Origin of the sequence: Polaribacter sp. ALD11 (assembly GCF_002831685.1) — a bacterium.
Lineage (GTDB): Bacteria > Bacteroidota > Bacteroidia > Flavobacteriales > Flavobacteriaceae > Polaribacter.
This window is the reverse complement of record NZ_CP025119.1, coordinates 938869-961576: the sequence shown is the minus strand read 5'-3', so window position 1 is coordinate 961576 and position 22708 is coordinate 938869. Positions and strand designations below refer to the sequence as shown.

The following is a 22708-nucleotide window of genomic DNA, read 5'->3' as shown; positions in this document are numbered from 1 at the left end:
AATTAAACGAATTTCACTACTTTTATTTGTTACATTTTTTGATGTAATAAGTAAAATTAGTTTCAACAAAATATAAAATGATAATAGACCTAATTTCAGATACAGTAACCAAACCAACAGCAGAAATGTTGGAAGCAATGATGAACGCCAAAGTTGGTGATGATGTTTTTAAAATGGACCCGACTGTAAATAAATTACAAGAAAAAGCGGCAAAATTATTCGGAATGGAAGATGCGTTGTTTTTTCCATCAGGAACCATGGCGAATCAAACTGCCATAAAATTACACACGCAACCAGGAGACAAATTAATTTGCGATAAATATGCGCACGTGTATAATTACGAAGGCGGAGGAGCCGCATTTAATTCTGGTGTAACCTGTAAATTAATAGACGGAGATAGGGGAATGTTTACAGCAGCACAGTTGCAAGAAGCAGTTGCAGGACGATCAGATATTCATGTTCCGTTTTCAAGACTGGTTTGTATCGAAAATACCACGAACAAAGGAGGAGGCGCTTGTTGGGACTTTTCTGAATTAGAGAAACTTCAAAAAATATCAAAAGAGAATAACTTAGCTTTTCATCTAGATGGCGCACGTTTATTTAATGCTTTGGTTGCTAAAAAAGAAACTCCGAAACAATATGGAAAATTATTTGATACCATTTCAATTTGTCTTTCTAAAGGTTTAGGAGCGCCAATTGGCTCTATTTTATTGGGTTCTAAAGAAGATATTGCAAAAGCATTGCGTATTCGTAAATTATTAGGTGGTGCCATGAGACAAGTTGGGTTTTTAGCAGCAGCAGGAATTTATGCATTAGACAATCATATAGAAAGATTGGACGAAGATCATCAAAAAGCAAAAATTATAGGGGATGTTTTAAATTCTTGTAGCTATGTTACAAAAGTAGCACCAATAGAAACAAATATTGTTATTTTTTATGTGGATGAAAAAGTAGGTGCCGGTAATTTTATTGAGAAAATGAGGGTGAAAAATATTCTACTAACTTCTATGGGAGAAGGTAGAATTAGAATTGTTACGCACTTAGATTTTACGAATAAAATGTTAGAAAAATTACTAATGGAACTAAAAAACTTTTAGAAATAAAAACGGACAATTGGTGAAATAGGTGAAGCGAAAATACTTTTATTCTTGTCATACAAAACGTCATAACGAACACCAACTGCAAACCTACCTTGGTTATATGCAATACCAAAATGTAGTGCAGGGAAGTTGGTGTTTATTGACCCAAATTGATCTTTTTGTTTTGCGAAGTTGTAATCGAAATCTCCAGAAAACTGAATTCCGAAATTGGTTTGGTATAAGGAGATTAAACTAGCGCCATAAACGCTGGTAGAAAAATCGTTAATTTCTGAATATAAATAGTTTAAGCCGGTTCCTAAAGAAAAACCATTGTTAAAATTATAGATAGCACTTGGTGAGATACCAATAGTAGTTTGGTTCCCAAAACCTACAGTAAAACCACCTCCGAATTGCACGTTATTCCAAAAGTCTGATTTTTGAGAAAATGAAACCAATGTAAAACTTAGAAAAATAAAGAATAGTACCTTTTTCATAAAATAGTCTATTTAGTTTACGCTATCTAATTTAGCCAATTCTTTGTAATTTCTATTCAATTTTTTCAATAAAAAACCATAAAGTAGTTGGTAAAAAAGCCATAGAACTACTAATATAACAGTGATAAGTAAAAATGTTATTAAACAAAATAATAAAATTTGTTTTGTACTTAAATCTTCAAAATTTATATTTATTTCAGCAACCATTACAATTATTGTGAATAATGCAATATATACCAAGTTGAATAACACATAGTTTCTTACTGTTCTTCTAGTTCTAATAATTTTTTTCATTAAAACTCTTGTCGAATCTGAAGAAGAAATTTTCTTATAATTTAAGTAAAATTTTATTAAAAAAAAGAAAATAATAATATAAAATATAGTTTGTGAAACGTATATAAAATTTTCCAATCCTATTTTTTTATACTCTTCATAAGCTTCATCTGCATCAATAATAAAGTATAGAGAATTTAAAGCTACAAATTCTAAAATACCAATAATAAAGATCCACTTTACAATAGATGACGACCTTGATTGTGCGAGTTTGTAAATTTCTATTGCAGAAAATCTACTTGCTTCTTCTGGCTGATTTTTCCAGGCTTTTTTATAATTATCTAATAAATCCATAGTTTATGGGTTTAGAATGTTTTTTAACTTTTCTTTTGCTCTGTTCATTTTCACTCTTGCATTTACACTAGTTATTCCCAATGTTTCCGATATTTCTTTATAAGGCTTGTCCTCTAAGTATAAAAAAATTAACGCTTTGTCTATGTCGTTCAACCTATGAATTGCTTTGTAAAGTGCTTTTAATTGCACTTCTTCAGTATCATCATAATCTGTAGCTTTAATTTTAAATGCAACCTCACTAAAATCTTGCGTCTTTACTTTTCTAGTCGATTTTCTATATAATGAAATTGCCGTGTTTAAAGCTACTCTATACATCCATGTACTAAATTTAGAATCTCCCCTAAATTTTGGGTAGTTTTTCCAAACTTGTATGGTTATTTCTTGAAACAAATCATTATGAGCATCTCTATTTGTAGTATAAATTCTACAAATTTTATGTGCTATGTTTTGATTTGTTTCAAAATCTGATAAAAATTTAGTTTCTAAATCTTTCTGCAATTTGTAAATAGGTTAGTTACTTATAAGTAGTACAAATGTATAAAATGTTACAATTTTTATAAAAAATATTTTTTTGAGTTAAAAATATTTACATTTGTTGAATAATAAATTAGAAACATTGAACAATATAAAGCAAGATTTCACTATCAAAGACCTTGAAAACATATCAGGGATCAAAGCTCATACCATACGTATATGGGAAAAAAGGTATAATTTATTAGAGCCACAAAGAACAGATACCAATATTAGATATTATTCTCATCAAAATTTACAAAAATTACTAAACGTAGTTTTATTAAGTAAAAATAATTACAAGATCTCTAAAATTGCAAAAATGTCTGATGAAGAAATTTTACAGCATTCTAGAGAAGTTGCTTTTACGATGGCTATAAATGATGAAGCAATTAATGCTTTTAAATTGTCTATGTTACAGTTTGATAAAGTGTTATTTAATACTACTTATAACAAGTTATTGCATAAAAAAAGTTTTAGAGAAATTTTTAAAGATGTATTCATTCCGTTTTTAAATCATATTGGTTTGTTGTGGCAAACGGATACTTTACTGCCCGCTCATGAGCATTTTATTTCCAATTTAATTGCACAGAAAATTCATTTGAGCACAGAAAGTTTACAATACGGAATAGAATCAACCGAAAAAACTTATGTATTATTTTTACCAGAAAATGAAATTCATGAATTAGGCCTCTTATACCTAAATTATGAACTAGTTCTAAGAGGAAAGCATACTATTTATTTAGGGCAGAGTTTGCCATTAGACAATTTAAATTACTTTTTTAAAAATGATAGAGAATTGTGTTTTATTACTTCGCTAACAATTATGCCTTTTGATGATAAAATTGATGACTATTTTAGTGAAATAAATAGTATTTTAGAAGGCACAAAACATCAATTGATAGCTGTAGGAAGAAAAACAGATCTACTAAGAGCAGCTAATTTTTCATCTCAAATAACTTTTCATTCTTCAGTTTCAGATTTGTTAAAAGTTTTGTAAATTGTATTTAGCATATTTAAGAATGTTTAATATTATTGTATATTTGTTAAACAAAATAATAAATGAATAAAGAAATATATATTATAGGTTCTGGTTTTTCAGCTTTATCAGCTTCTTGTTATTTAGCTAAGGAAGGTTATAAAGTTACTGTTTTAGAGAAAAACGACACATTAGGCGGAAGAGCAAGGCAATATAAAAAAGACGGATTTACGTTTGATTTAGGTCCTTCTTGGTATTGGATGCCAGATGTTTTCGAACGTTTTTTTGCAGATTTTGGTAAGAAACCTTCAGATTATTACATTTTAGATAAATTAAGTCCTGGTTATGAAGTCTATTTCGGTGAAAATTCTTCCTTAAAAATTTCTGAAAACTTAGAAGACATTTATAAAATGTTCGAAGCAGAAGAAAAGGGAAGTGCGAAACACTTAAAAACTTTTTTAGATTCTGCAAAGTCAAATTACGAAACGGCTATTTTAGATTTAGTTTACAGGCCAGGTGTTTCTCCGTTAGAATTAGTTACAACAACAACAGTAGCAAGAGTTACTCAGTTTTTTTCTACGATAAGAAAGCAAGTTAGAAAGAATATAAAAAGCGATAAATTAATTAAAATTTTAGAATTCCCAGTTTTGTTTTTAGGGGCAAAACCTAGCAATACTCCTGCATTTTATAATTTTATGAATTATGCAGATTTTGGTTTAGGAACTTGGCACCCAAGAGGAGGAATGTATAAAGTAATTGAAGGCATGGTTTCTTTGGCAACTTCTTTAGGTGTTCATTTTGAGGTAAACGCAAACGTAGAAAAAATTAATACAGACTCAGATAAAAATGTAACAGGATTAGTTGTTAATGGAAAAGAAATTAAAACGAGTTTGGTTTTAAGTGGCGCAGATTATCATCATACAGAAACATTATTAGAAGATAATCTTAAACAATATTCAGAAAAATATTGGGACAAAAAGACCTTTGCACCTTCATCATTATTATTTTATGTTGGTTTTGATAAAAAAATAGAGAACGTAAGTCATCACACATTGTTTTTTGATACAGATTTTGATCTGCATGCAGAAGAAATTTACGACAAACCTAAATGGCCAACAGATCCGTTGTTTTATGCAAATTTTACTTCTATGACAGACAAGACATCTGCACCAGAAGGTAAAGAAGCCGGTTTCTTTTTAATACCTCTAGCACCAGGAATAGAAGATACAGAAGCTTTAAGAGAAGCCTATTTTCATAAAATTTTAGATAGATTTGAGAAATTAACAAACCAAGAAGTTAAAAAACACGTATTGTTTAATAGGTCGTTTTGTGTAAATGATTTTAAAGAAGAATACAATTCTTATAAAGGAAATGCCTACGGAATGGCAAATACACTTTTACAAACTGCATTTTTAAGACCAAAAATAAAAAGTAGTAAAGTAAATAATTTGTATTTTACAGGGCAATTAACGGTTCCAGGTCCCGGAGTTCCACCAGCATTAATTTCGGGTAAAATTGCATCAGAATTAATCATTAAAAACCAATAGTAATATGAAAGAGTTATTTGATAGTGTTTCTAATGATTGTAGTAAGCTGGTTACTGAGAAATACAGCACTTCTTTTTCTATGGCAGTAAAGATGTTATCGCCAAAAATTAGAACAGATATTTATAATATTTATGGTTTTGTTCGCTTTGCGGATGAAATTGTAGATACCTTTCATGATTATAGTAAGGAACAATTAATGGATCATTTTGAAAGAGATTATTATCTTTCAAAAGAGCTAGGAATTAGTTTAAATCCTATTTTAAATTCCTTTCAGCAAACGGTAAATAAGTATCAAATTCCCGATGAAATGGTGCAAGCTTTCTTAAAAAGTATGAAAGCTGATTTATACAAAACAGAATATCAAACGAAAGAAGAATATGATGCGTATATTTATGGTTCTGCAGATGTTGTGGGCTTAATGTGTTTAAAGGTTTTTGTTAATGGTGATAACGAAAAGTACGAAGAATTAAAAGATGCAGCAATGCGTTTGGGTTCTGCTTTTCAAAAAGTAAATTTTTTACGTGATTTAAAAGACGATTTTGAAGTATTGAATCGTTCTTATTTTCCGAACATAGATTTAGGTAAATTAGATGCGACTTCAAAACAACTAATTATTGATGAAATTGAAGCTGATTTTGATTATGCTTACTCAAACGGTATTTTGAAATTGCCAGTGGAAGCAAAATTTGGAGTCTACACAGCGTTTCGATATTATAGAAGATTGCTTAAAAAGCTTAAAATGGTACCTTCAGAAAAAATTATGGATTCTAGAGTTCGAATATCTAATCCGATGAAAATAAATTTGTTAGCAAGAAGCTACGTAAAATATAAATTAAATATTATTTAATGATTTTCGCATTTATAACTTTAGCAGTATTTTTATTAATGGAATGTGTCACTTGGTGTACACACAAATTTGTAATGCATGGTTTTGGCTGGTTTTTACATGAAGATCATCACGAGCCTGGTTATCCACACGTATTTGAAAAAAATGATGCATTTTTTATAGTATTTGCAATACCAAGTATGGCTTTATTTTACTTCGGGACCTACACAGAACACACGTATTTATTCTTTATTGGTTTGGGTATTTTGTTTTATGGCATCGCTTACTTTTTAGTACATGATATTTTAATTCATCAACGATTTAAATGGTTTAAAAATACCAATAATAGCTATTTAAAGGGATTGAGAAAAGCACATAAAATTCACCATAAAAATATGGGAAAAGAAGATAGCCAGTGTTTTGGTATGTTGTTTGTTCCTTTAAAGTATTTTAGAAAACCTAAATTAAACTAGATATTTTTTTAGTTAGGAAAAGCAGTTATTTTAAAATAACTGCTTTTTTTGTTTTCATAATTATCTCACTATATGTTTGAAAATGTTGTTTAGTTAGGTTTAGCTATTAATTTTTTAATTCAATTTCTCTTTGTGCATATTTCTTCTTAAAGCATTCATTTAATTGCAATAATATAGAGGTTATTTTATTCTTTTTATAAATAATTAGAGTTGATTTTGCCTTATTGATTATCAAAAATATGTAACACTGTAAATAATGTATTTATTACTTTTTTTTTATGATTGATGAGATTAAAATTACCATGAATTTTGATTTTTCGATATCTTTGTAAGCTTTTATATTTTACTCGTCTACACAGTAAATAAAACTTATTTAACTTATATAATAGAAATAAAAAATTGATGAAATTTTTAAAAATTATAGTATTAACTGCTATTACAATAACATTCACTACCTGTGATAATTTTTTTGAATATAGTGTTTATGAAGCAAGTGTTAAATCAGCACAAAAAAACACGACTGATAAAAATTTAAAATTACTTGAGAATATAAAAGTAGATTCTCAAGATTTTAAATTCGCTTTCATTACAGATGTACATTATTATTATGATAATCTTAAAACAGTTATTGATGATATTAATAAAAGAGACGATATTTTATTTGTGATCTTTGGTGGTGATATTGCAGATCAAGCACTTTTAAAAGAATATGAAATTTTTCATGACATAATGAGTACCCTTAAAAAACCTTATTTAACAGTTATCGGAAACCATGATTATAATTCAAATGGAAGTATTATTTATAAAGAAATGTTTGGTGATTATAATTACTCTTTTGAATTTAATAATAACAAGTTTGTTCTTTTTGATGATATAATTTGGGAAAGTAATAAAGACCCAGATTTTGATTGGTTATCATTAGAATTAAGTGATAATGCAAAATTTAATCAAGTATTTGTGTTTGCACACATTCCTCCTTCTAGTACAGATTTTAGTGATGAAATGAGAGAAACGTATAAGTCGATAATGACAGATAACAATGTGTCATTGTCGGTAAATGGACATAATCATAGTTTTTTCTATGAAGATGGAAAAGCTGATGGAAAGGTTAGTTATTTAACTGTGCCTGCTCTAAAAAATCCTGAATATGGTATTATAGACGTACAGGGTGAAACTTTTAATTTTGAAATTATTGAATTATAAAAAAATGAAGATTAAAAATATATTTTTATTACCCATAGTACTATTCTTTTTCACACAATCTTATGCTCAAGAATCTAATTTAAATAAAGATAAGTCTTGGTATATTCCAGATTATGTAAAAGTACAATTTGCAGGAAATATTGGTCTTGTTTCTGTTGGTGCCGGTTATCAAATATTCAATAAAGTATTATATTCAGAATTATTATACGGGTACGTACCATCATCAATATCTAATGCAGAACGTATTCACTTGCTTACCATAAAAAACTCTTTTCCTATTTATAGAAAAGAAATAGGAAAGAATTTAACAATTACGCCAATTGCAGGTTTTACAACAAGTTATCAAATAGGTACAAATTCATTTACTACACTACCAAGTAAATATCCAGAAGGTTATTATGTACCCAATGCTTTCCATTTTACGTTATTTGGTGGAGCTATGGTTCATAAGAATTTTACAGATTCAAAAATTGTAAAAGGAATCGATTTTTACGCAGAACTAGGTACAGTAGAAACGTACTTATGGTATACAATTACATCTAAAGAAGTTAGTTTTAGTGATGTGTTTAGTACCTCTATTGGAATCAATTTTTACTTTTAACGTAAGTTTTAAGTAATATTTAATACCACTAAAAAAGCCTTGTTTAGAATTAGTAAACAAGGCTTTTATTTTCTTATTAGAACAGTTCTTAGTTTTTTGGATATTTCTCTTTAATTTTATCCAAAGATAAATTATGAATACTTCCAACGTGAGAATGTTGTTTTCCTAAATCTGGTTTGTAAGTTCCTGCTTGCACTTGTCCACCAATTTTTTGATATGCTTCTCTAAAAGACATGCCTTCAACCACTAAATTATTGATGCTATCTACCGTAAATAAATATTGATATTTTTCATCATTCAAATCAATATCTTTTACAATTACTTGTTGAATAGAGTAGTTAAAGATGTCTAAAATATCTTTAACATCTTCAAAAGCATTGATAATATTTTCTTTTAACAATTGATAATCTCTGTGATAACCCGTTGGTAAATTGTTGGTAATCATTACCATCTCTGTGTGTAAAGCCTGAATTTTATTACATTTTCCACGGATCAATTCAAAAACATCAGGATTCTTCTTGTGTGGCATAATGCTACTTCCTGTTGTTAATTCATCAGGAAAAGAAATAAAATTAAAATTCTGACTCATATACAAACAAACATCCATCGCAAAACGAGCCATCGTATTACACAATCCGCCTAAAGCGGACGCAATAGAACGCTCGCTTTTTCCTCTGCTTAATTGTGCAGCAACCACATTGTATTTTAACGTAGCAAAATCTAATTCTTTGGTTGTTAATTCTCTGTCGATAGGGAATGAACTTCCGTAACCAGCAGCAGAACCCAAAGGATTTTGGTCTACAACTCTAGAAACCGCGTTCAACATATAGACATCATCAATCAATAATTCAGCATAGGCAGAAAACCATAATCCGAAAGATGATGGCATTGCAACCTGTAAGTGTGTGTAACCCGGTAATAAACTTTCTTTGTGTGTTTCAGCTAAACCTAAAAGCGTATCAAAAAGAGTCTTTGTTTTATCGTTGATAATGGCTAAATTCTCTTTATAGTACAATTGTAAAGCAACCAAAACTTGATCATTTCTAGAACGAGCCGTATGAATTTTCTTACCAACTTCTCCTAATTTATTGGTTAATTCCCATTCAATTTTAGAATGTACATCTTCAAAAGAAGCTTCTATTATGAAGGTTCCGTTTTCAATATCGTCTGCCAATTCTTTCAAACCTCTTTTTAAATCTTTCAATTCATCCGCAGTAATAATACCAATAGATGCTAACATTATGGCATGAGCTAAAGAAGCCTGAACATCATATTTTGCAATATGCATGTCAATTTCTCTATCATTACCTACTGTAAATTTTTCTATTTGTTTATCTATTGAAAATCCTTTATCCCATAACTTCATAATTTCTATATTTTGTTGTCATTGCGAAGAACGAAGCAATCTCATCATTAATTATAAGATAACTTTGTCGTACTTCCTCGTTATGACGATTATTTTATTCCTTTTACATTTTCTCGAGCGCAGGCGAGAGGTTAAATTTAGGTCTCGACTACGCTCGACCAGACATTTATTATAATAACTTATTTAGAATCAAGACTAAATATGTCAGTCTTGTTTCTTGTCTCGATCCTCTTTTTTCTCTATTTAATTACTCTATTCAAGAGTTCAATATAAATCTGTATTCCTTCTTCAATTTCTGCAAGATAAATAAATTCATCGGCAGAATGTGAACGTGTGCTGTCGCCTGGGCCTAATTTTAAAGATTGACAAGTTAGTACAGATTGATCTGATAAGGTGGGGGAACCATACGTTTCTCTTCCCATGGCAATACCTGCTTTTACTAAATCGTGTTCTGTAGAAATAGAAGAGGAGTTTAAGCGTAAACTTCTAGGAGTAATTGTTGTACAAGGCGATTTTTCTTGTAAAATAGCTGCAATTTCTTTATTAGAATAGGCGTCATTTACACGAACATCTATCACTAAATCTACATGTGCAGGCACCACATTATGTTGAGAACCTGCAGCAATTTGAGTAACTGTCATTTTTACATCACCTAAAGCAACAGAAGGTTTGTCAAATTTAAAATCTTTAAACCATTGTAAAACTTCAATTGTATTATAAATTGAATTGTTATTATTTGGATGCGCCGCATGACTCGGAGTTCCTGCTACAACAGCATCAAAAACAACTAAGCCTTTTTCTGCAACGGCTAAATTCATTAAAGTAGGTTCACCAACAATGGCCACATCAATATGCGGAATGATAGAAAGCATAGAGTTTAAACCATCAGGTCCAGAATTTTCCTCTTCGGCAGAAGCCACAATAACCAAATTGTATTTTAGATTTTCTTGTGCGTAAAAATTGGTGAAAGTTGCTATTAAGGAAACCAAACACCCACCAGCATCATTAGAACCTAAACCGTATAATTTACCATCTTCTACAATTGCCTTTAAAGGATCTTTTGTATACGCAGAGTTTGGGTGAACCGTATCATGATGAGAGTTTAGCAATAGAGTAGGTTTGCTTTCATCAAAATGTTTGTTGGTTGCCCAAATATTGTTTTTTGTTCTTTTAAAAGGGATTTCATTTTCTATAAACCAACCTTCTATCAATTTCGCAGTGTTTTCTTCTTCAGTAGAAAATGATTGTGTTTCAATCAAATTTTTTAAAAGAGAAATTGCGTTTTCTGTTAATTTTTGTAACGTCATATTTATAATGTTATGGTCGTATAAAACTCATTTTCTTTTGTGAACATAGAAGTATTTCCAATATGTACTCTTGATACGCCATTGTTTAAAGCGTCAAAACAATTGTCTATTTTAGGAATCATTCCGTCAGTAATAATTTTAGCATCTAATAACTCTTTATACGTTTTAGAATTGATCACTTTTACTACTGAATCTTTAACATTAAAATCTCTTAGAACACCATTCAATTCAAAACAATAATAAATGGATGTTTCATAGATTTCGCTCATTCCAACTGCAATAGTACTTGCAATTGTATCTGCATTTGTGTTTAATAGTTGTCCGTTTCCATCGTGCGTAATGGCACAAAAAACAGGCGTAAAATCAGCTTTCATTAATTTATCAATTCCATTCGAATTTACTTGTTTTACATCACCCACAAAGCCAAAATCAACTTCTTTTACCGGTCTTCTTTCAGATTTTACACTGTTGATGTCTGCGCCCGTTAAGCCAATTGCGTTAATTTGTAAAGCTTGTAGTTTGGCAACTATATTCTTGTTTACCAAACCGCCGTACACCATAGTAATAACATCCAAAGTTTCTTTGTCAGTAATCCGTCTACCAGCGATCATTTTAGATTCAACTCCTAATTTAGATGCGATATATGTAGCACGTTTTCCTCCACCATGAACTAATATTTTCTTTCCTTCTAAGTTAGAAAATAATTTTAGAAAAGCATGTAAAGAAGTTTCATCTTCAATAATTTTTCCGCCAATTTTTATGATTGATAGTTTTTCCATTTTCGTGTATCTGTCATTGCGAGGCACGAAGCAATCTGTCTATTAATAAGCAGGTTGCTTCGTTTCTCACAATGATGTTAGTTGTTTTCTAAAATCTTCTTCAAAACCAATTGCGCAGCAAAAGTTCTATTATTTGCTTGTTCAATAACTAAAGAAGCATCGCTATCTAAAACGGCATCTTCCACCACAAGATTTCTTCTAACAGGCAAACAATGCATAAATTTAGCATTCGCTAATTTATCTTTTGTTATCATCCAATCTGCATCTACGTTTAGTATTTGTCCGTAGTTATTATAAGAACTCCAGTTTTTTGCGTAGACAAAATCAGCATCTTTAAAAGCGGCTGACTGATTGTGATAAATAGGCGTGTCTTTCGTAATTTCTGGATTCAAATCATATCCTTCCGGATTTGCAATCACAAACTCAACGTCCATTTTTTGCATTGCTTGCACAAAACTATTTCCAACAGCGTGCGGTAAAGCTTTTACATGCGGCGCCCAACTTAAAACGACTTTTGGTCTTTTTTTTGTAGAATTTTCAGCAATTGTAATTGCATCTGTTAGTCCTTGTAACGGATGACCGGTTGCACTTTCCATACTTACAATTGGCACAGAAGCAAATTGAACAAACGATTTTAAAACGTGTTCAGATTCGTCTTTTTGCTTGTCAGTTAAACTCGGAAAAGCTCTTACAGCAATAATGTCACAATATTGAGAAATTACCGCAGCCGCTTCTTTAATATGTTCTGCGGTATTGCCATCCATTACGGTTCCATCTCCAAATTCAATTCCCCAAGTATCTCCAGAAACATTCATTACAATTGGGTTCATTCCTAAATTTAAAGCTGCTTTTTGTGTACTTAAACGGGTACGTAAACTGGAGTTAAAAAATAACAATCCTAAGGTTTTATTTTTTCCTAATTCAATATTTTTTAAAGGTTCTGCTTTGATTTCTTTGGCTTCTTCAATCCAAGAATTAATGTTATCAATATCGTTTATGGAGGTGTAATTTTTCATTTTATTATTTTTTAGATCTCGACTGCATTCGATTAGACATGGTTATAATGTCCTCTTGAGTAGGCGCGATAAGTTTCAAAAAGACTATGATATTTCCTTTTTCAAAGCATTCAAAAAGACATCGATGTGTTCTTTTTTAACCGTTAAAGAAGGTAGAATTCTAATTACATTCGGATTTTTAGCACTTCCTGTAAAAATTTTATGCTTATAAATCATGTTTTTTCTAATTTCTGCAATTGGAAAGTTAAACTCTAAACCCAGCATTAAACCTCTTCCTTTAACTGCTTTTAAATTAGGAATCGTTTTGGCTTGCTCAATAAAATAGGCTGAAATAGATTTTGCATTTTCCATTAACTTTTCTTCTTTAATAACCTCTAAAACGGCAAGAGAAGCCACACAAGCCAAATTATTTCCACCAAAAGTGGTTCCTAATAAACCAAAAGAAGCCTTTATAGACGGATGAATTAAAATACCACCAACAGGAAAACCATTCCCCATTCCTTTTGCTAAAGAGATAATAGTCGGAGTAACATTGTATTTCTGAAAAGCGAAAAAATCACCCGTTCTACCAAATCCAGACTGTACTTCATCAGCAATAAAACACGCATTATATTTTTTACATAACTTGTCTGCACCTTCGTAAAACTCGGTAGTGCTTTCATCTAAACCACCAACGCCTTGAATAAATTCTATAATTACAGCACAAACATCATTTTTAGCTAAAGATTTTTCTAAACTTTCTAAATTACCCAACTCTAAAATTTCAACTTCCTGTTGTGCATTTATTGGCGCAATAATGTTAGGATTATCTGTAGCAGCAACCGCGGCAGAAGTTCTTCCGTGAAAGCCATTTTTAAAGGCAATAACTTTTTTCTTATTCGTATGAAAAGAAGCTAGTTTTAAAGCATTTTCATTTGCTTCTGCGCCCGAATTACATAAAAATAATTCATAGTCTTTACAGCCAGATATTTCTACTAGTTTATGTGCCAATTCTGCCTGTAACGGATTCTGAATAGAATTACTGTAAAAACCTAATTTAGCAACTTGGTTACTAATATTTTTTACATAAGTAGGATGCGAATGTCCAATCGAAATTACAGCATGACCACCATATAAATCTAAATATTTAGTTCCGTTTTCTTCAAAAATAAAAACATCTTTTCCTTTTAAAGGAGTGATGTCGAACAATGGATACACATTAAATAAACTCATATTTGTTCTTTTTTAATCATATTAATTTTGTTAAAAGAAGCCACCATTCCTTGTATTAATGAAGAACTTAAACCTTTATGTTCCATTTCATTTAAACCAGTAATTGTACAACCTTGCGGTGTGGTAACTCGATCTATTTCCTCTTCCGGATGATTGCCATTTGTAATTAACAAATTGGCAGCTCCTTCACTTGTATACATGGCTAATTCTTGCGCTTCTTTTGCATCGAAACCTAACTGAATAGCAGCTTGGGTTGTGGCACGAATCAAGCGCATCCAAAAAGCGACCCCACTTGCACAAACAACAGTTGCTGCTTGCATTTGAGATTCAGGAATCGTTAATGAATGTCCTAATCGATTAAAAATAGCTTCTGCAATCTGTATGCGCTTTTCGCCTTGTTGGTTACTACATAGACAGGTCATCGATTTACCTACTGCAATGGCTGTATTTGGCATTGCTCTAATAATAAACTGATTAACCCCAACTATTTCTTCAATTTTCGGAATTAAAAAACCTGTTATGGTAGAAACTAATACATGTTTTTCTGTTAAAAGAGGTTTTATTTCACCTAAAATATCTTCAAAATGAGCTGGTTGAACCGCAAAAATTAAAATATCAGAATTTCTTACAGCTTCTAAATTGTCTCTTGTTAAAAAGACATTTTTATAACCGTCAAATTCAGCAATACCTTCCAAATTTCTTTTTGTTAAATACAAAGATGTAATTGCGTTGTTTATAATTAAACCTTTTGCAATAGACTTCCCTAGATTTCCTGTTCCAATAATGGCTATTTTCATAATTTTATTTTTTGGCGTTACCCAAGGGTCGCGCTTTACACTATATCTTTTTTTCGTACCTCAAAAAAGGATGCCGTTTCAATCGCTAACGCGAGCTAGTAAATAATAAGCAACATACTTCTTATTATAATTACGAGGAATCCTTTGGAAAATAAATCCTTGGTTATCGCCCTGAGATTAAAAGTAGTTTGCTTTTAAATTTAAACCTAATGTTTCTTCAAAACCGTACATTAAATTTAGATTCTGAATTGCTGCTCCAGAAGCTCCTTTTAATAAATTATCTATGGTACTTGTAATTAGTAATTTATTACCGTGTTTTTCTAGATGAATCAAGCATTTGTTGGTATTGACTACCTGCTTCATGTGAACATCGTTTTCAGAAATAAATGTGAAAGCAGCATCTTTATAATAGGCTTTATACATTGCTGTAGCTTCTTCAAAAGTACCATCAAACTTTGTGTAGGTAGTTGCAAAAATACCTCTAGAAAAATTTCCTCTATTGGGTACAAAGTTAATTTCAGAATTAAAATTAGATTGTAACTGATGTACCGTCTGATTAATTTCTCCCAAATGTTGATGATTAAAAGCTTTATAATGAGAGAAATTATTATCTCGATACGTAAAATGTGTCGTTGCAGATAAGGACGTTCCTGCACCAGTTGCACCCGTTACGGCATTAACATGCACATCGTTTTGTAACAAACCATTTGCAGCCAAAGGTAAAATAGCCAATTGTAAAGCGGTTGCAAAACAACCAGGATTTGCAATATAATTTGCTTTTTTAATAGATTCTTTGTCTAATTCTGGTAAACCGTACACAAAATCTTTTCCTTTGAAATTTTTATCAGCAAGTAATCTAAAATCGTTACTTAAATCGATAATTTTGGTCTTGCCTGAAAATGTAGTTTTTTCTAAAAAAGCTTTAGAATTCCCATGACCTAAACATAAAAATAACACATCAACACTTGTATTTATTTCACTTGTAAAATCAATTTCTGTATCACCAATTAAATCTTGATGTACTTTATACAATTTGTTACCAGCATTAGAAGTACTGTACACAAAATTGATATTTGTTTCTGGATGATTCAATAATAATCGTATTAATTCACCAGCTGTATAGCCTGCGCCACCTATAATTCCTACTTCTAATTTTTTCATGTTAAGAATGTTTTATACCTCACAGGTTTTTAAAACCTGTGAGGTCTTTTCTAACTATTTACTTGTCTGTATATTTTATTCTGGTTTCCTAAAATCTTAATAAAACCTTTCGCATCATCGGCTGTCCAAGCTTTATTTTCTTCACCATACGTGCTAAATGCACTAGACATTAAATCGTGGTCAGAAATAATTCCGTCTAAAGAAAAATGATACGGCTTTAAAGAAACCACCACATTACCAGAAACCATTTTTTGTGAGCTTTGTAAAAAAGCTTCCGTATCTCTCATTACAGGGTCTAAATATTGTCCTTCATGCAAATGCATTCCGTAGAAACTAGACAAATATTCTTTGTGTTGTAATTGCCATTTTGTTAAGGTGTGTTTCTCTAACAAGTGATGCGCTTTTACTGTAATTAAAGCAGCAGCAGCTTCAAAACCAACTCTTCCTTTTGTACCAACAATCGTATCGCCAACATGAATATCTCTACCAATTGCGTATTTTGATGCAATATTATTAAGATTTTCAATATTTACTTCTGGCTTGTTTTCTTGTCCGTTTAAGGCAACAAATTCACCATTTTTAAAAGTCAATGTTACTTTTTCTTCGCCTTCTTTTTCTAATTGAGAAGGATATGCTTCGCTTGGTAAAGGTAATTCGGACTTTAAAGTCTCAACGCCACCAACACTTGTTCCCCAAAGACCTTTATTTACAGAATATTTTGTTTTTTCCCAAGGCATATCAATTCCTTCCACTTTTAAATAATCTATTTCTTCTTGTCTTGTTAATTTTCCATCTCTAATTGGCGTGATAATTTTAATATTAGGAGCTAAGGTTTGGAAAATCATATCAAATCTTACTTGATCGTTTCCTGCACCCGTACTTCCGTGTGCAATATATTCTGCATCAATACTTTTTGCGTATTCAATAATTTCTATGGCTTGTATAATTCTTTCTGCACTAACCGAAAGCGGATAGGTACTGTTTTTTAATACATTTCCGAAGATTAAATACTTTACTACTTTATTGTAAAATGTTGAAACAGCGTCAATATTTTTATAAGTAGAAATGCCCATTTTATAAGCATTACTTTCTATCTGTTTAATTTCTTCGGAAGTAAAACCGCCAGTATTTACACTAACAGCATGTACGTCATATTCTTTTGACAAGCTAACGGCACAGTAAGAAGTATCTAAACCACCACTGTAAGCAATTACTAATTTTTTCATTTTTTATCTTTTTTTAGAAACAAGTGCTGTTTCATATTTTTTAATCTTTGAAAAACGTTTTCTTTAACCTCTTTAGACGCTTCCTTATTATTGTTTTTTGGGTCGAACAACATTCCTGTACACAGACACATCTTTCTTTCTGTTCTGGTTAAAACATCAAAATTTCTACACGTTTTGCAACCATCCCAAAAACTTTGGTCGTCTGTAAGTTCAGAGAAAGTAACTGGTTTATAACCCAAGTCGCTGTTTAGTTTCATTACCGCCAAACCTGTAGTAATACTAAAAACTTTAGCGTCTGGAAACTTTGTTCTCGAGTGTTTAAAAATGACCTCTTTAATTTGTTTAGCCAATCCTAAATTTCTAAAGTCTGGGTGTACAATTAAACCTGAGTTGGCAACAAATTTACCATGTCCCCAAGCTTCTATATAGCAGAAACCAGCAAAATTACCGTTATCTAGTGCAATTACAGCATTTCCGTTTTCCATTTTAGTGGCAACGTATGCTGGTTTTCTTTTTGCGATACCAGTTCCTCTTACTTGAGCAGCATCTTCTATTGTTTTGCAAATGATATCTGCGTAAATAGTATGCGATTTGTTAGCAATTACAATTTCCATTGTATTGATATTTTAAAGTTGAATGTATTTGAATTTTTGCTTTGAAAAGCGGAATTGGACTCACCTAATTCCATAATAATTTAAACACCCAAAGGGCGAGTAGAGAAAAAGCGGCGTACAGAATTCCTATTATTTATTAAAATAATATTGTTTTGTGAGCTTTGAAGTTTTTTAGATTGGTACATGATAAAAAAATAAAATTATGGATTCAGTATATTGCTAAATATTTAGAATTAGCGAATTACATTGCGAAAGCGCAACCTGGGAACCATAGTATTTGTTTTATTTTTTGTAGTAAACATGATGTAAATGTATATTAATTTTTCAATTGATGATGAAAAAACAAGGTTTTTTTTTAATTTTTATTAATTTAGTAATAAATCAATTTATTAATTATCAAATCTTTAGTAAAGACTTTTTTAGATCTATCAATTTTATTGATTGTGTTTATTCAAGATAGCTGTATTCTTATTATAATTAAAGGAAATCTTCCTATCTAACTTTATTTTTTACAATTCATCCTAAAAATAATACAGTTGGGTATTCTTTAATTTAAAAAACGTTGACTGTGTTGCATCTTTGAACCATCAATAACACTTAAAACAAACCACATGAAAATTTTAGTATCTATTTTAGTCTTAGCAATTTTATCAATAACAAGTACCTTAACAGCTCAGGACAAAACAATTACTGTAACGATTTCAAATATTAATTCAGATGAAGGGAAGGTTGGTTTTGCCTTGTATAATAAAGATAATTTTATGAGAACACCTATAGAAAGTAAAGAAGGTGTAATTAAAAATGGTAAAACCACTATTATTTTCGGAAATGTAAAACCAGGTTCATACGCAGTTACTTGCTATCATGATAAAAATAGCAATGGTAAAATGGATTTCTCTGCAAACAGAATGCCTTTAGAAGATTATGGTGCTTCTAATAATGTAATAGCCTTTGCACCACCAACATTTGAAGGAGCTAAATTTACTGTTATCGATAAAAATGTGTCTTTAGAGATAAAATTTTAGTAAGTTTATTTTTTAATACCAATGTCGAAAATGAAAACATCAAACGCTATTATTTTAAAAAAAATAAGAAACGAATTTATAGTTTGTTTAAAACTTACTGTAATTCTAGGGGTTATTTTTATAATTGTAAATCAGCAATTTAGTATAAAAGGAATGGCTTTGGTGCTTTTAATTTCTAGCATGTATTCTTTTACTTTAGGGTTAGGGAATGGAATAATTAATGAATACCTAAACACCAAATGGGATTGGGTTCACGAAACTAATAAAAGAGTCTGGGTTGGTGCTGTAGCTACAGTTTTGTATACCGTTATTGCAGTTTTAATAATTCATTATATACAATACATCTTAATTTTTGGACATAATTTTGATACCTTTTTTAAAGGATACTTAGTTTGGGTGCATGTAATAGCCATTATTTTTTCTTTAGGAGTGGCAACTTTTTTTCATGCAAAAGGATTTATGATCAACTGGAAAGCTGCAATGACGCAAGAAACTACGCAGCAGCAGATTGTAGCAAAAACAGAAACAGCCAAGTTCGAATCTTTAAAAAATCAATTAGATCCACATTTTTTATTCAATAGTTTAAATGTATTAACGAGTTTAATTGGCGAAAATCCGCATCAAGCAGAAAGGTTTACAACAAAGCTCTCTAAGGTTTATCGATATGTTTTAGAGCAAAGAAATAAAGATTTAGTACCAATTGAAGAAGAATTAAAGTTTGCAAAAACGTATATGGAATTGTTAGGAATGCGTTTTGAAGATGCCGTTCAATTTAACATTCCTGATGAAATAAGTAATAATGAATTAAAAATTGTGCCATTATCATTACAGCTTTTATTAGAAAATGCAGTAAAACACAATGTAGTTTCTACTTCTAAACCCTTAACCATAAATATTTATGAAGAAGCTAATTATTTAATTATAGAAAATAACATCAACCCTAAAGAAGCAATAGGAAAAAGCACAAAAGTTGGTTTGCAAAATATTGCTGATAGATATGGATTGATCACTCAAAAAGGAGTGAAAATAGAAAATAATAACAAAACTTTTAAGGTGAGTTTACCACTCCTATATAAAATGAACAACACGATGTACACAGACGATTTAGAAAATAGTAAATATGTAAAAGCAGTAGAAAAAGTAGAGAAACTAAAAGAGTTCTATCAGAATTTAGCTTCTTATTGTTTAGTAATTCCATTTTTAATATTCATAAATTTAAGATTTTCACCAGGTTTTCATTGGTTTTGGTTTCCAATCTTCGGGTGGGGAATGGGCTTAACTTTTCACTTTTTAGAAGTAAATAATTACAATATTTTCTTAGGAAGTAATTGGGAAGACAGAAAGATTAAAGATTTAATGGACAAAGAGAATCAGCAAAAAAAGTACAGATAATGGAAACGAACAGAACACAAGAACAGCAATTTATTTTAGCAAAAAAACGAGTTGAAAAAATTAGCAAGTTCTATAAACATCTGGCAACGTATGTTATTATAAATATTTTTTTGAGTGCTATATTTATTGCTGGAGATATAAATGACGGAGACACTTTTTATGAAGCTTTTTCAGATTATCATAATTATAAAATTTGGTTGTTTTGGGGAATCGGAATTGTTTTTCAGGCATTGAATACTTTCGGACTCAGTTTATTTATGAATAAAGACTGGGAGGAGAGAAAGATTCAGAAATATATGGACGAACAAAATAATATTAGATAAAAATGGAATCAGATTTTACACAAAAACAACGCTACTTTAAAGCTCAAAAAAGAGTAAAAGATATTAAAGGGTTTTACACACATTTAACTATTTATTGTATTGTTATACCTGTTATTATTTTTGTTAACTTAAAGTTCGAACCACATTTTCATTGGTTTTGGTTTTCTGCTTTTGGTTGGGGAACAGGTCTTTTTATTCACTGGTTAACGGTTTTCGGATTCAATTTAATAGGAATTGGAAAAAACTGGGAGGAAAAGAAAATTAAAGAGTTTATGAACGAAAAGAAATAAGAACATGGAACAAGATTATACACAAGAAGCTAGTTTTATAAGAGCAAAAAAGAGAGTAAAAGCCATTAAAGGGTTTTATGTTCACTTTATGGTTTATATATTGGTAAACATTTTTATAAGCGGTGTTATTATTTTTGGATTAACAAAAAGCGGAGATAATTTTAAAGATACTCTTTCTAATTTTGGTGTATACTCTACATGGCTTTTTTGGGGAATCGGAATGTTTTTTCATTGGTTAGGCGTTTTCGGATTTAAATCTTTAGGTTTAGGAAGTGATTGGGAAGAAAAGAAAATTAAAGAGTTGATGGACAAAGAGGACGAAAAAATCAGGAAATTTTAAAGAGATGGAAAACCAAGAGAATAAGAAATTAATTAGAGCCAGACACCGAGTAGAAGAAATTAAGAAATTCTATAAACATGTGGTTGCATATATTTTGGTAAATTTGTTTTTAGCATTTGTGTGGAACTTTTCCTTTAAACTCTTCGGAGATTTTATTGTTAGCAATCAGTTTAATGGAGGAGAAAACACCTATTTGCCTATTTGGTTTATTTGGGGAATATTTTTAGCACTTCACGGAATTAAGACCTTTGGATACCCTAATTTATTTGGTAAAGATTGGGAAGAAAAAAAGATTGATGAATTTATGAAAGAAGAAAATTAGTTCTAAAGTAAGAAAGTTGCATCTCTGTCATTCCGAAGGAGGAACGAGGAGGAATCTCACAATCCAAAAATGAATTTAAAATATGAACGTATTAATAATTGAAGATGAAAAGCCAGCAGCAAGAAGATTAAACAGAATGTTGGCTATTTTAGACATCGAAGTGCAGCAAATGTTGCATTCTGTAGAAGAGTCTTTAAACTGGTTGCAGAATAACAAACACCCAGATTTAATATTTTTAGACATTCAACTTTCAGACGGCATCTCTTTTGAGATTTTTGAAGAAATTGAAGTGAAATCTGCTATTATTTTTACCACTGCCTATGACGAATATGCGTTAAAAGCGTTTAAGTTAAATAGCATTGATTATTTATTAAAACCTCTAGATGAAGATGAGCTTAAGGTTGCTGTAGATAAGTTTAAAGAGCATCAACCAATACAATCGGATGTGCAAGTGAATTTAGATGATATTAGAAAATTATTGGTAAATCCTGTAGATCGAAAGTTTAAAAAAAGAATTTCTATAAAAGTTGGGCAACATATAAAGATTATAAATATTGAGGATGTTGCCTGTTTTTACAGTGAAAATAAAGCGACTTATATTCATACTTCAGAAAATAGAAATTATTTATTAGATAATTCTTTAGAGCATTGGCAAGAACAATTAGACCCAGAGCAATTTTTTAGAGTAAACCGTACTTTTATTGTGCATATAAATGGCATTAAAGACATTATTTCCTATTCCAATTCTCGTTTAAAATTAATCTTACATTCGTATAACGAAACTGAAATTATTGTAAGTAGAGAGCGTGTAAAAGATTTTAAGAGTTGGATAGATTAGTGCTTTTTAAAGTTGATGAATTCTAACGATTGTTATTTGGAATATTACTGAAATAAAAATATATTTTGTTTTAAAATGGAGCGCTCCCTTAATGAGATCATTTGATACGATTTCTAAATTTTTAAGAAAACTTATTTGCAAACAACAGATAAGTTTAGAAAAGATTTTTAGTTTACAATTTTTGTACGAAAATTTTAAACATGTATAGAAAATTGCACATTAAAATATTTAAAAATATATTTGCACTAGAAATGAAAAGATTAAACAACATATTACGCCTTCCTTTTTTTAGCACGTATTATTATCAAATAATAACTGCTCGGAATGGCTATGTATATACTTCAAGTAAAATCTGATAATA

26 protein-coding genes are annotated in these 22708 nt (G+C 30.3%); 14 read left to right on the top strand and 12 right to left on the bottom strand.

The window, feature by feature from the left end; genetic code table 11:
* The first annotated feature begins 77 nt into the window (after positions 1–77).
* A complete protein-coding gene (locus CW731_RS04290; RefSeq protein WP_100945574.1) occupies positions 78–1097 on the top strand; it encodes a low specificity L-threonine aldolase in 1020 nt (339 codons plus the stop codon).
* On the opposite strand, the gene CW731_RS04285 is transcribed toward CW731_RS04290, so the two are convergent.
* Genes CW731_RS04285 through CW731_RS04275 form a run of 3 tightly spaced genes read right to left on the bottom strand, consistent with a single transcriptional unit; the run spans position 1094 to position 2698 of the window.
* On the bottom strand, positions 1094–1573 hold the full coding sequence (locus tag CW731_RS04285; protein WP_100945573.1) for a hypothetical protein: 480 nt from the start codon (positions 1571–1573) through the stop codon (positions 1094–1096). The genes CW731_RS04290 and CW731_RS04285 overlap by 4 nt on opposite strands.
* A 12-nt stretch (positions 1574–1585) precedes the next feature.
* Positions 1586–2200: a hypothetical protein gene (locus CW731_RS04280; protein ID WP_100945572.1), complete on the bottom strand. Its 615-nt coding sequence runs from the start codon at positions 2198–2200 to the stop codon at positions 1586–1588.
* A gap of 3 nt (positions 2201–2203) precedes the next feature.
* A complete protein-coding gene (locus tag CW731_RS04275) occupies positions 2204–2698 on the bottom strand; it encodes an RNA polymerase sigma factor (protein ID WP_100945571.1) in 495 nt (164 codons plus the stop codon).
* A 118-nt stretch (positions 2699–2816) separates the two neighbouring features.
* Here CW731_RS04275 and CW731_RS04270 point away from each other — a divergent pair, with 118 nt between their 5' ends.
* From CW731_RS04270 to CW731_RS04245, 6 genes are all read left to right on the top strand, one after another.
* Positions 2817–3710 carry a MerR family transcriptional regulator gene (locus tag CW731_RS04270; RefSeq protein WP_198519848.1) on the top strand — a complete coding sequence of 298 codons (894 nt, stop codon included), beginning with the start codon at positions 2817–2819 and terminating at the stop codon, positions 3708–3710.
* Between the two features lie 62 nt (positions 3711–3772).
* Complete coding sequence (locus tag CW731_RS04265) at positions 3773–5236, top strand: NAD(P)/FAD-dependent oxidoreductase (protein WP_100945569.1); 1464 nt, start codon at positions 3773–3775, stop codon at positions 5234–5236.
* 4 nt (positions 5237–5240) lie between these two features.
* Entirely contained in the window at positions 5241–6083 is an 843-nt protein-coding gene (locus CW731_RS04260; protein WP_100945568.1) for a phytoene/squalene synthase family protein, read from the top strand.
* Positions 6083–6535: a sterol desaturase family protein gene (locus CW731_RS04255; protein WP_100945567.1), complete on the top strand. Its 453-nt coding sequence runs from the start codon at positions 6083–6085 to the stop codon at positions 6533–6535. Before CW731_RS04260 ends, CW731_RS04255 begins: the two co-directional genes overlap by 1 nt.
* Before the next feature lie 402 nt (positions 6536–6937).
* Positions 6938–7738: a metallophosphoesterase gene (locus CW731_RS04250; protein WP_100945566.1), complete on the top strand. Its 801-nt coding sequence runs from the start codon at positions 6938–6940 to the stop codon at positions 7736–7738.
* Between the two features lie 4 nt (positions 7739–7742).
* On the top strand, positions 7743–8339 hold the full coding sequence (locus CW731_RS04245; protein ID WP_157812184.1) for a hypothetical protein: 597 nt from the start codon (positions 7743–7745) through the stop codon (positions 8337–8339).
* 88 nt (positions 8340–8427) lie between these two features.
* Here the strand turns inward: CW731_RS04245 and argH are convergent, their stop codons facing one another.
* The 9 genes from argH to CW731_RS04200 all read right to left on the bottom strand — a co-directional run bounded on the left by argH (position 8428) and on the right by CW731_RS04200 (position 17817).
* On the bottom strand, positions 8428–9705 hold the full coding sequence (argH, locus tag CW731_RS04240; RefSeq protein ID WP_100945564.1) for an argininosuccinate lyase: 1278 nt from the start codon (positions 9703–9705) through the stop codon (positions 8428–8430).
* A gap of 239 nt (positions 9706–9944) precedes the next feature.
* Positions 9945–11012, bottom strand: a complete 1068-nt coding sequence (locus CW731_RS04235) for a M20 family metallo-hydrolase (protein WP_100945563.1) — start codon at positions 11010–11012, stop codon at positions 9945–9947.
* A gap of 2 nt (positions 11013–11014) precedes the next feature.
* The gene (argB, locus tag CW731_RS04230) at positions 11015–11791 is read right to left on the bottom strand and encodes an acetylglutamate kinase (protein WP_100945562.1); all 777 of its coding nucleotides are present in this window, start codon (positions 11789–11791) and stop codon (positions 11015–11017) included.
* A gap of 77 nt (positions 11792–11868) precedes the next feature.
* Complete coding sequence (locus CW731_RS04225; RefSeq protein ID WP_100945561.1) at positions 11869–12807, bottom strand: N-acetylornithine carbamoyltransferase; 939 nt, start codon at positions 12805–12807, stop codon at positions 11869–11871.
* Positions 12808–12891: 84 nt separating this feature from the next.
* A complete protein-coding gene (locus tag CW731_RS04220; RefSeq protein ID WP_100945560.1) occupies positions 12892–14019 on the bottom strand; it encodes an aspartate aminotransferase family protein in 1128 nt (375 codons plus the stop codon).
* Positions 14016–14816 (bottom strand): pyrroline-5-carboxylate reductase, encoded by an 801-nt coding sequence (gene proC / locus CW731_RS04215; RefSeq protein WP_100945559.1) that lies wholly within the window; start codon positions 14814–14816, stop codon positions 14016–14018. Before proC ends, CW731_RS04220 begins: the two co-directional genes overlap by 4 nt.
* Positions 14817–14993: 177 nt before the next feature.
* Entirely contained in the window at positions 14994–15977 is a 984-nt protein-coding gene (gene argC / locus CW731_RS04210; protein ID WP_100945558.1) for an N-acetyl-gamma-glutamyl-phosphate reductase, read from the bottom strand.
* Positions 15978–16027: 50 nt separating this feature from the next.
* Positions 16028–17203: an argininosuccinate synthase gene (locus CW731_RS04205; RefSeq protein WP_100945557.1), complete on the bottom strand. Its 1176-nt coding sequence runs from the start codon at positions 17201–17203 to the stop codon at positions 16028–16030.
* Entirely contained in the window at positions 17200–17817 is a 618-nt protein-coding gene (locus tag CW731_RS04200) for a GNAT family N-acetyltransferase (protein ID WP_100945556.1), read from the bottom strand. The genes CW731_RS04205 and CW731_RS04200 overlap by 4 nt, the downstream gene beginning before the upstream one ends.
* 611 nt (positions 17818–18428) lie before the next feature.
* On the opposite strand from CW731_RS04200, the gene CW731_RS04195 reads away from it, so the two are divergent.
* The 7 genes from CW731_RS04195 (at position 18429) to CW731_RS04165 (ending at position 22347) form a co-directional block, all read left to right on the top strand.
* Positions 18429–18842 (top strand): DUF2141 domain-containing protein, encoded by a 414-nt coding sequence (locus CW731_RS04195; RefSeq protein ID WP_100945555.1) that lies wholly within the window; start codon positions 18429–18431, stop codon positions 18840–18842.
* A gap of 30 nt (positions 18843–18872) precedes the next feature.
* On the top strand, positions 18873–20234 hold the full coding sequence (locus CW731_RS04190; RefSeq protein WP_100945554.1) for a 2TM domain-containing protein: 1362 nt from the start codon (positions 18873–18875) through the stop codon (positions 20232–20234).
* The gene (locus tag CW731_RS04185; RefSeq protein WP_100945553.1) at positions 20234–20557 is read left to right on the top strand and encodes a 2TM domain-containing protein; all 324 of its coding nucleotides are present in this window, start codon (positions 20234–20236) and stop codon (positions 20555–20557) included. The genes CW731_RS04190 and CW731_RS04185 overlap by 1 nt, the downstream gene beginning before the upstream one ends.
* A 2-nt stretch (positions 20558–20559) precedes the next feature.
* The gene (locus CW731_RS04180; protein WP_100945552.1) at positions 20560–20847 is read left to right on the top strand and encodes a 2TM domain-containing protein; all 288 of its coding nucleotides are present in this window, start codon (positions 20560–20562) and stop codon (positions 20845–20847) included.
* A gap of 4 nt (positions 20848–20851) precedes the next feature.
* Positions 20852–21187: a 2TM domain-containing protein gene (locus tag CW731_RS04175; protein ID WP_100945551.1), complete on the top strand. Its 336-nt coding sequence runs from the start codon at positions 20852–20854 to the stop codon at positions 21185–21187.
* A gap of 4 nt (positions 21188–21191) precedes the next feature.
* The gene (locus tag CW731_RS04170) at positions 21192–21509 is read left to right on the top strand and encodes a 2TM domain-containing protein (protein WP_100945550.1); all 318 of its coding nucleotides are present in this window, start codon (positions 21192–21194) and stop codon (positions 21507–21509) included.
* Between the two features lie 82 nt (positions 21510–21591).
* Entirely contained in the window at positions 21592–22347 is a 756-nt protein-coding gene (locus CW731_RS04165) for a LytTR family DNA-binding domain-containing protein (RefSeq protein WP_100945549.1), read from the top strand.
* Positions 22348–22708 lie beyond the last annotated feature (361 nt).

Bases quoted from the DNA above. Each gene is read 5' to 3' on its own strand.
- CW731_RS04260 (WP_100945568.1), top strand. From the start codon at position 5,241: ATGAAAGAGTTATTTGATAGTGTTTCTAATGATTGTAGTAAGCTGGTT.
- CW731_RS04255 (WP_100945567.1), top strand. From the start codon at position 6,083: ATGATTTTCGCATTTATAACTTTAGCAGTATTTTTATTAATGGAATGT.
- argH (WP_100945564.1), bottom strand. From the start codon at position 9,705: ATGAAGTTATGGGATAAAGGATTTTCAATAGATAAACAAATAGAAAAA.
- proC (WP_100945559.1), bottom strand. From the start codon at position 14,816: ATGAAAATAGCCATTATTGGAACAGGAAATCTAGGGAAGTCTATTGCA.
- CW731_RS04165 (WP_100945549.1), top strand. From the start codon at position 21,592: ATGAACGTATTAATAATTGAAGATGAAAAGCCAGCAGCAAGAAGATTA.
- CW731_RS04170 (WP_100945550.1), top strand. From the start codon at position 21,192: ATGGAAAACCAAGAGAATAAGAAATTAATTAGAGCCAGACACCGAGTA.
- CW731_RS04225 (WP_100945561.1), bottom strand. From the start codon at position 12,807: ATGAAAAATTACACCTCCATAAACGATATTGATAACATTAATTCTTGG.
- CW731_RS04195 (WP_100945555.1), top strand. From the start codon at position 18,429: ATGAAAATTTTAGTATCTATTTTAGTCTTAGCAATTTTATCAATAACA.
- CW731_RS04200 (WP_100945556.1), bottom strand. From the start codon at position 17,817: ATGGAAATTGTAATTGCTAACAAATCGCATACTATTTACGCAGATATC.
- CW731_RS04250 (WP_100945566.1), top strand. From the start codon at position 6,938: ATGAAATTTTTAAAAATTATAGTATTAACTGCTATTACAATAACATTC.
- CW731_RS04235 (WP_100945563.1), bottom strand. From the start codon at position 11,012: ATGACGTTACAAAAATTAACAGAAAACGCAATTTCTCTTTTAAAAAAT.
- CW731_RS04290 (WP_100945574.1), top strand. From the start codon at position 78: ATGATAATAGACCTAATTTCAGATACAGTAACCAAACCAACAGCAGAA.
- CW731_RS04205 (WP_100945557.1), bottom strand. From the start codon at position 17,203: ATGAAAAAATTAGTAATTGCTTACAGTGGTGGTTTAGATACTTCTTAC.
- CW731_RS04180 (WP_100945552.1), top strand. From the start codon at position 20,560: ATGGAATCAGATTTTACACAAAAACAACGCTACTTTAAAGCTCAAAAA.
- CW731_RS04265 (WP_100945569.1), top strand. From the start codon at position 3,773: ATGAATAAAGAAATATATATTATAGGTTCTGGTTTTTCAGCTTTATCA.
- CW731_RS04190 (WP_100945554.1), top strand. From the start codon at position 18,873: ATGAAAACATCAAACGCTATTATTTTAAAAAAAATAAGAAACGAATTT.
- CW731_RS04285 (WP_100945573.1), bottom strand. From the start codon at position 1,573: ATGAAAAAGGTACTATTCTTTATTTTTCTAAGTTTTACATTGGTTTCA.
- CW731_RS04220 (WP_100945560.1), bottom strand. From the start codon at position 14,019: ATGAGTTTATTTAATGTGTATCCATTGTTCGACATCACTCCTTTAAAA.
- argB (WP_100945562.1), bottom strand. From the start codon at position 11,791: ATGGAAAAACTATCAATCATAAAAATTGGCGGAAAAATTATTGAAGAT.
- CW731_RS04245 (WP_157812184.1), top strand. From the start codon at position 7,743: ATGAAGATTAAAAATATATTTTTATTACCCATAGTACTATTCTTTTTC.
- CW731_RS04280 (WP_100945572.1), bottom strand. From the start codon at position 2,200: ATGGATTTATTAGATAATTATAAAAAAGCCTGGAAAAATCAGCCAGAA.
- argC (WP_100945558.1), bottom strand. From the start codon at position 15,977: ATGAAAAAATTAGAAGTAGGAATTATAGGTGGCGCAGGCTATACAGCT.
- CW731_RS04185 (WP_100945553.1), top strand. From the start codon at position 20,234: ATGGAAACGAACAGAACACAAGAACAGCAATTTATTTTAGCAAAAAAA.
- CW731_RS04175 (WP_100945551.1), top strand. From the start codon at position 20,852: ATGGAACAAGATTATACACAAGAAGCTAGTTTTATAAGAGCAAAAAAG.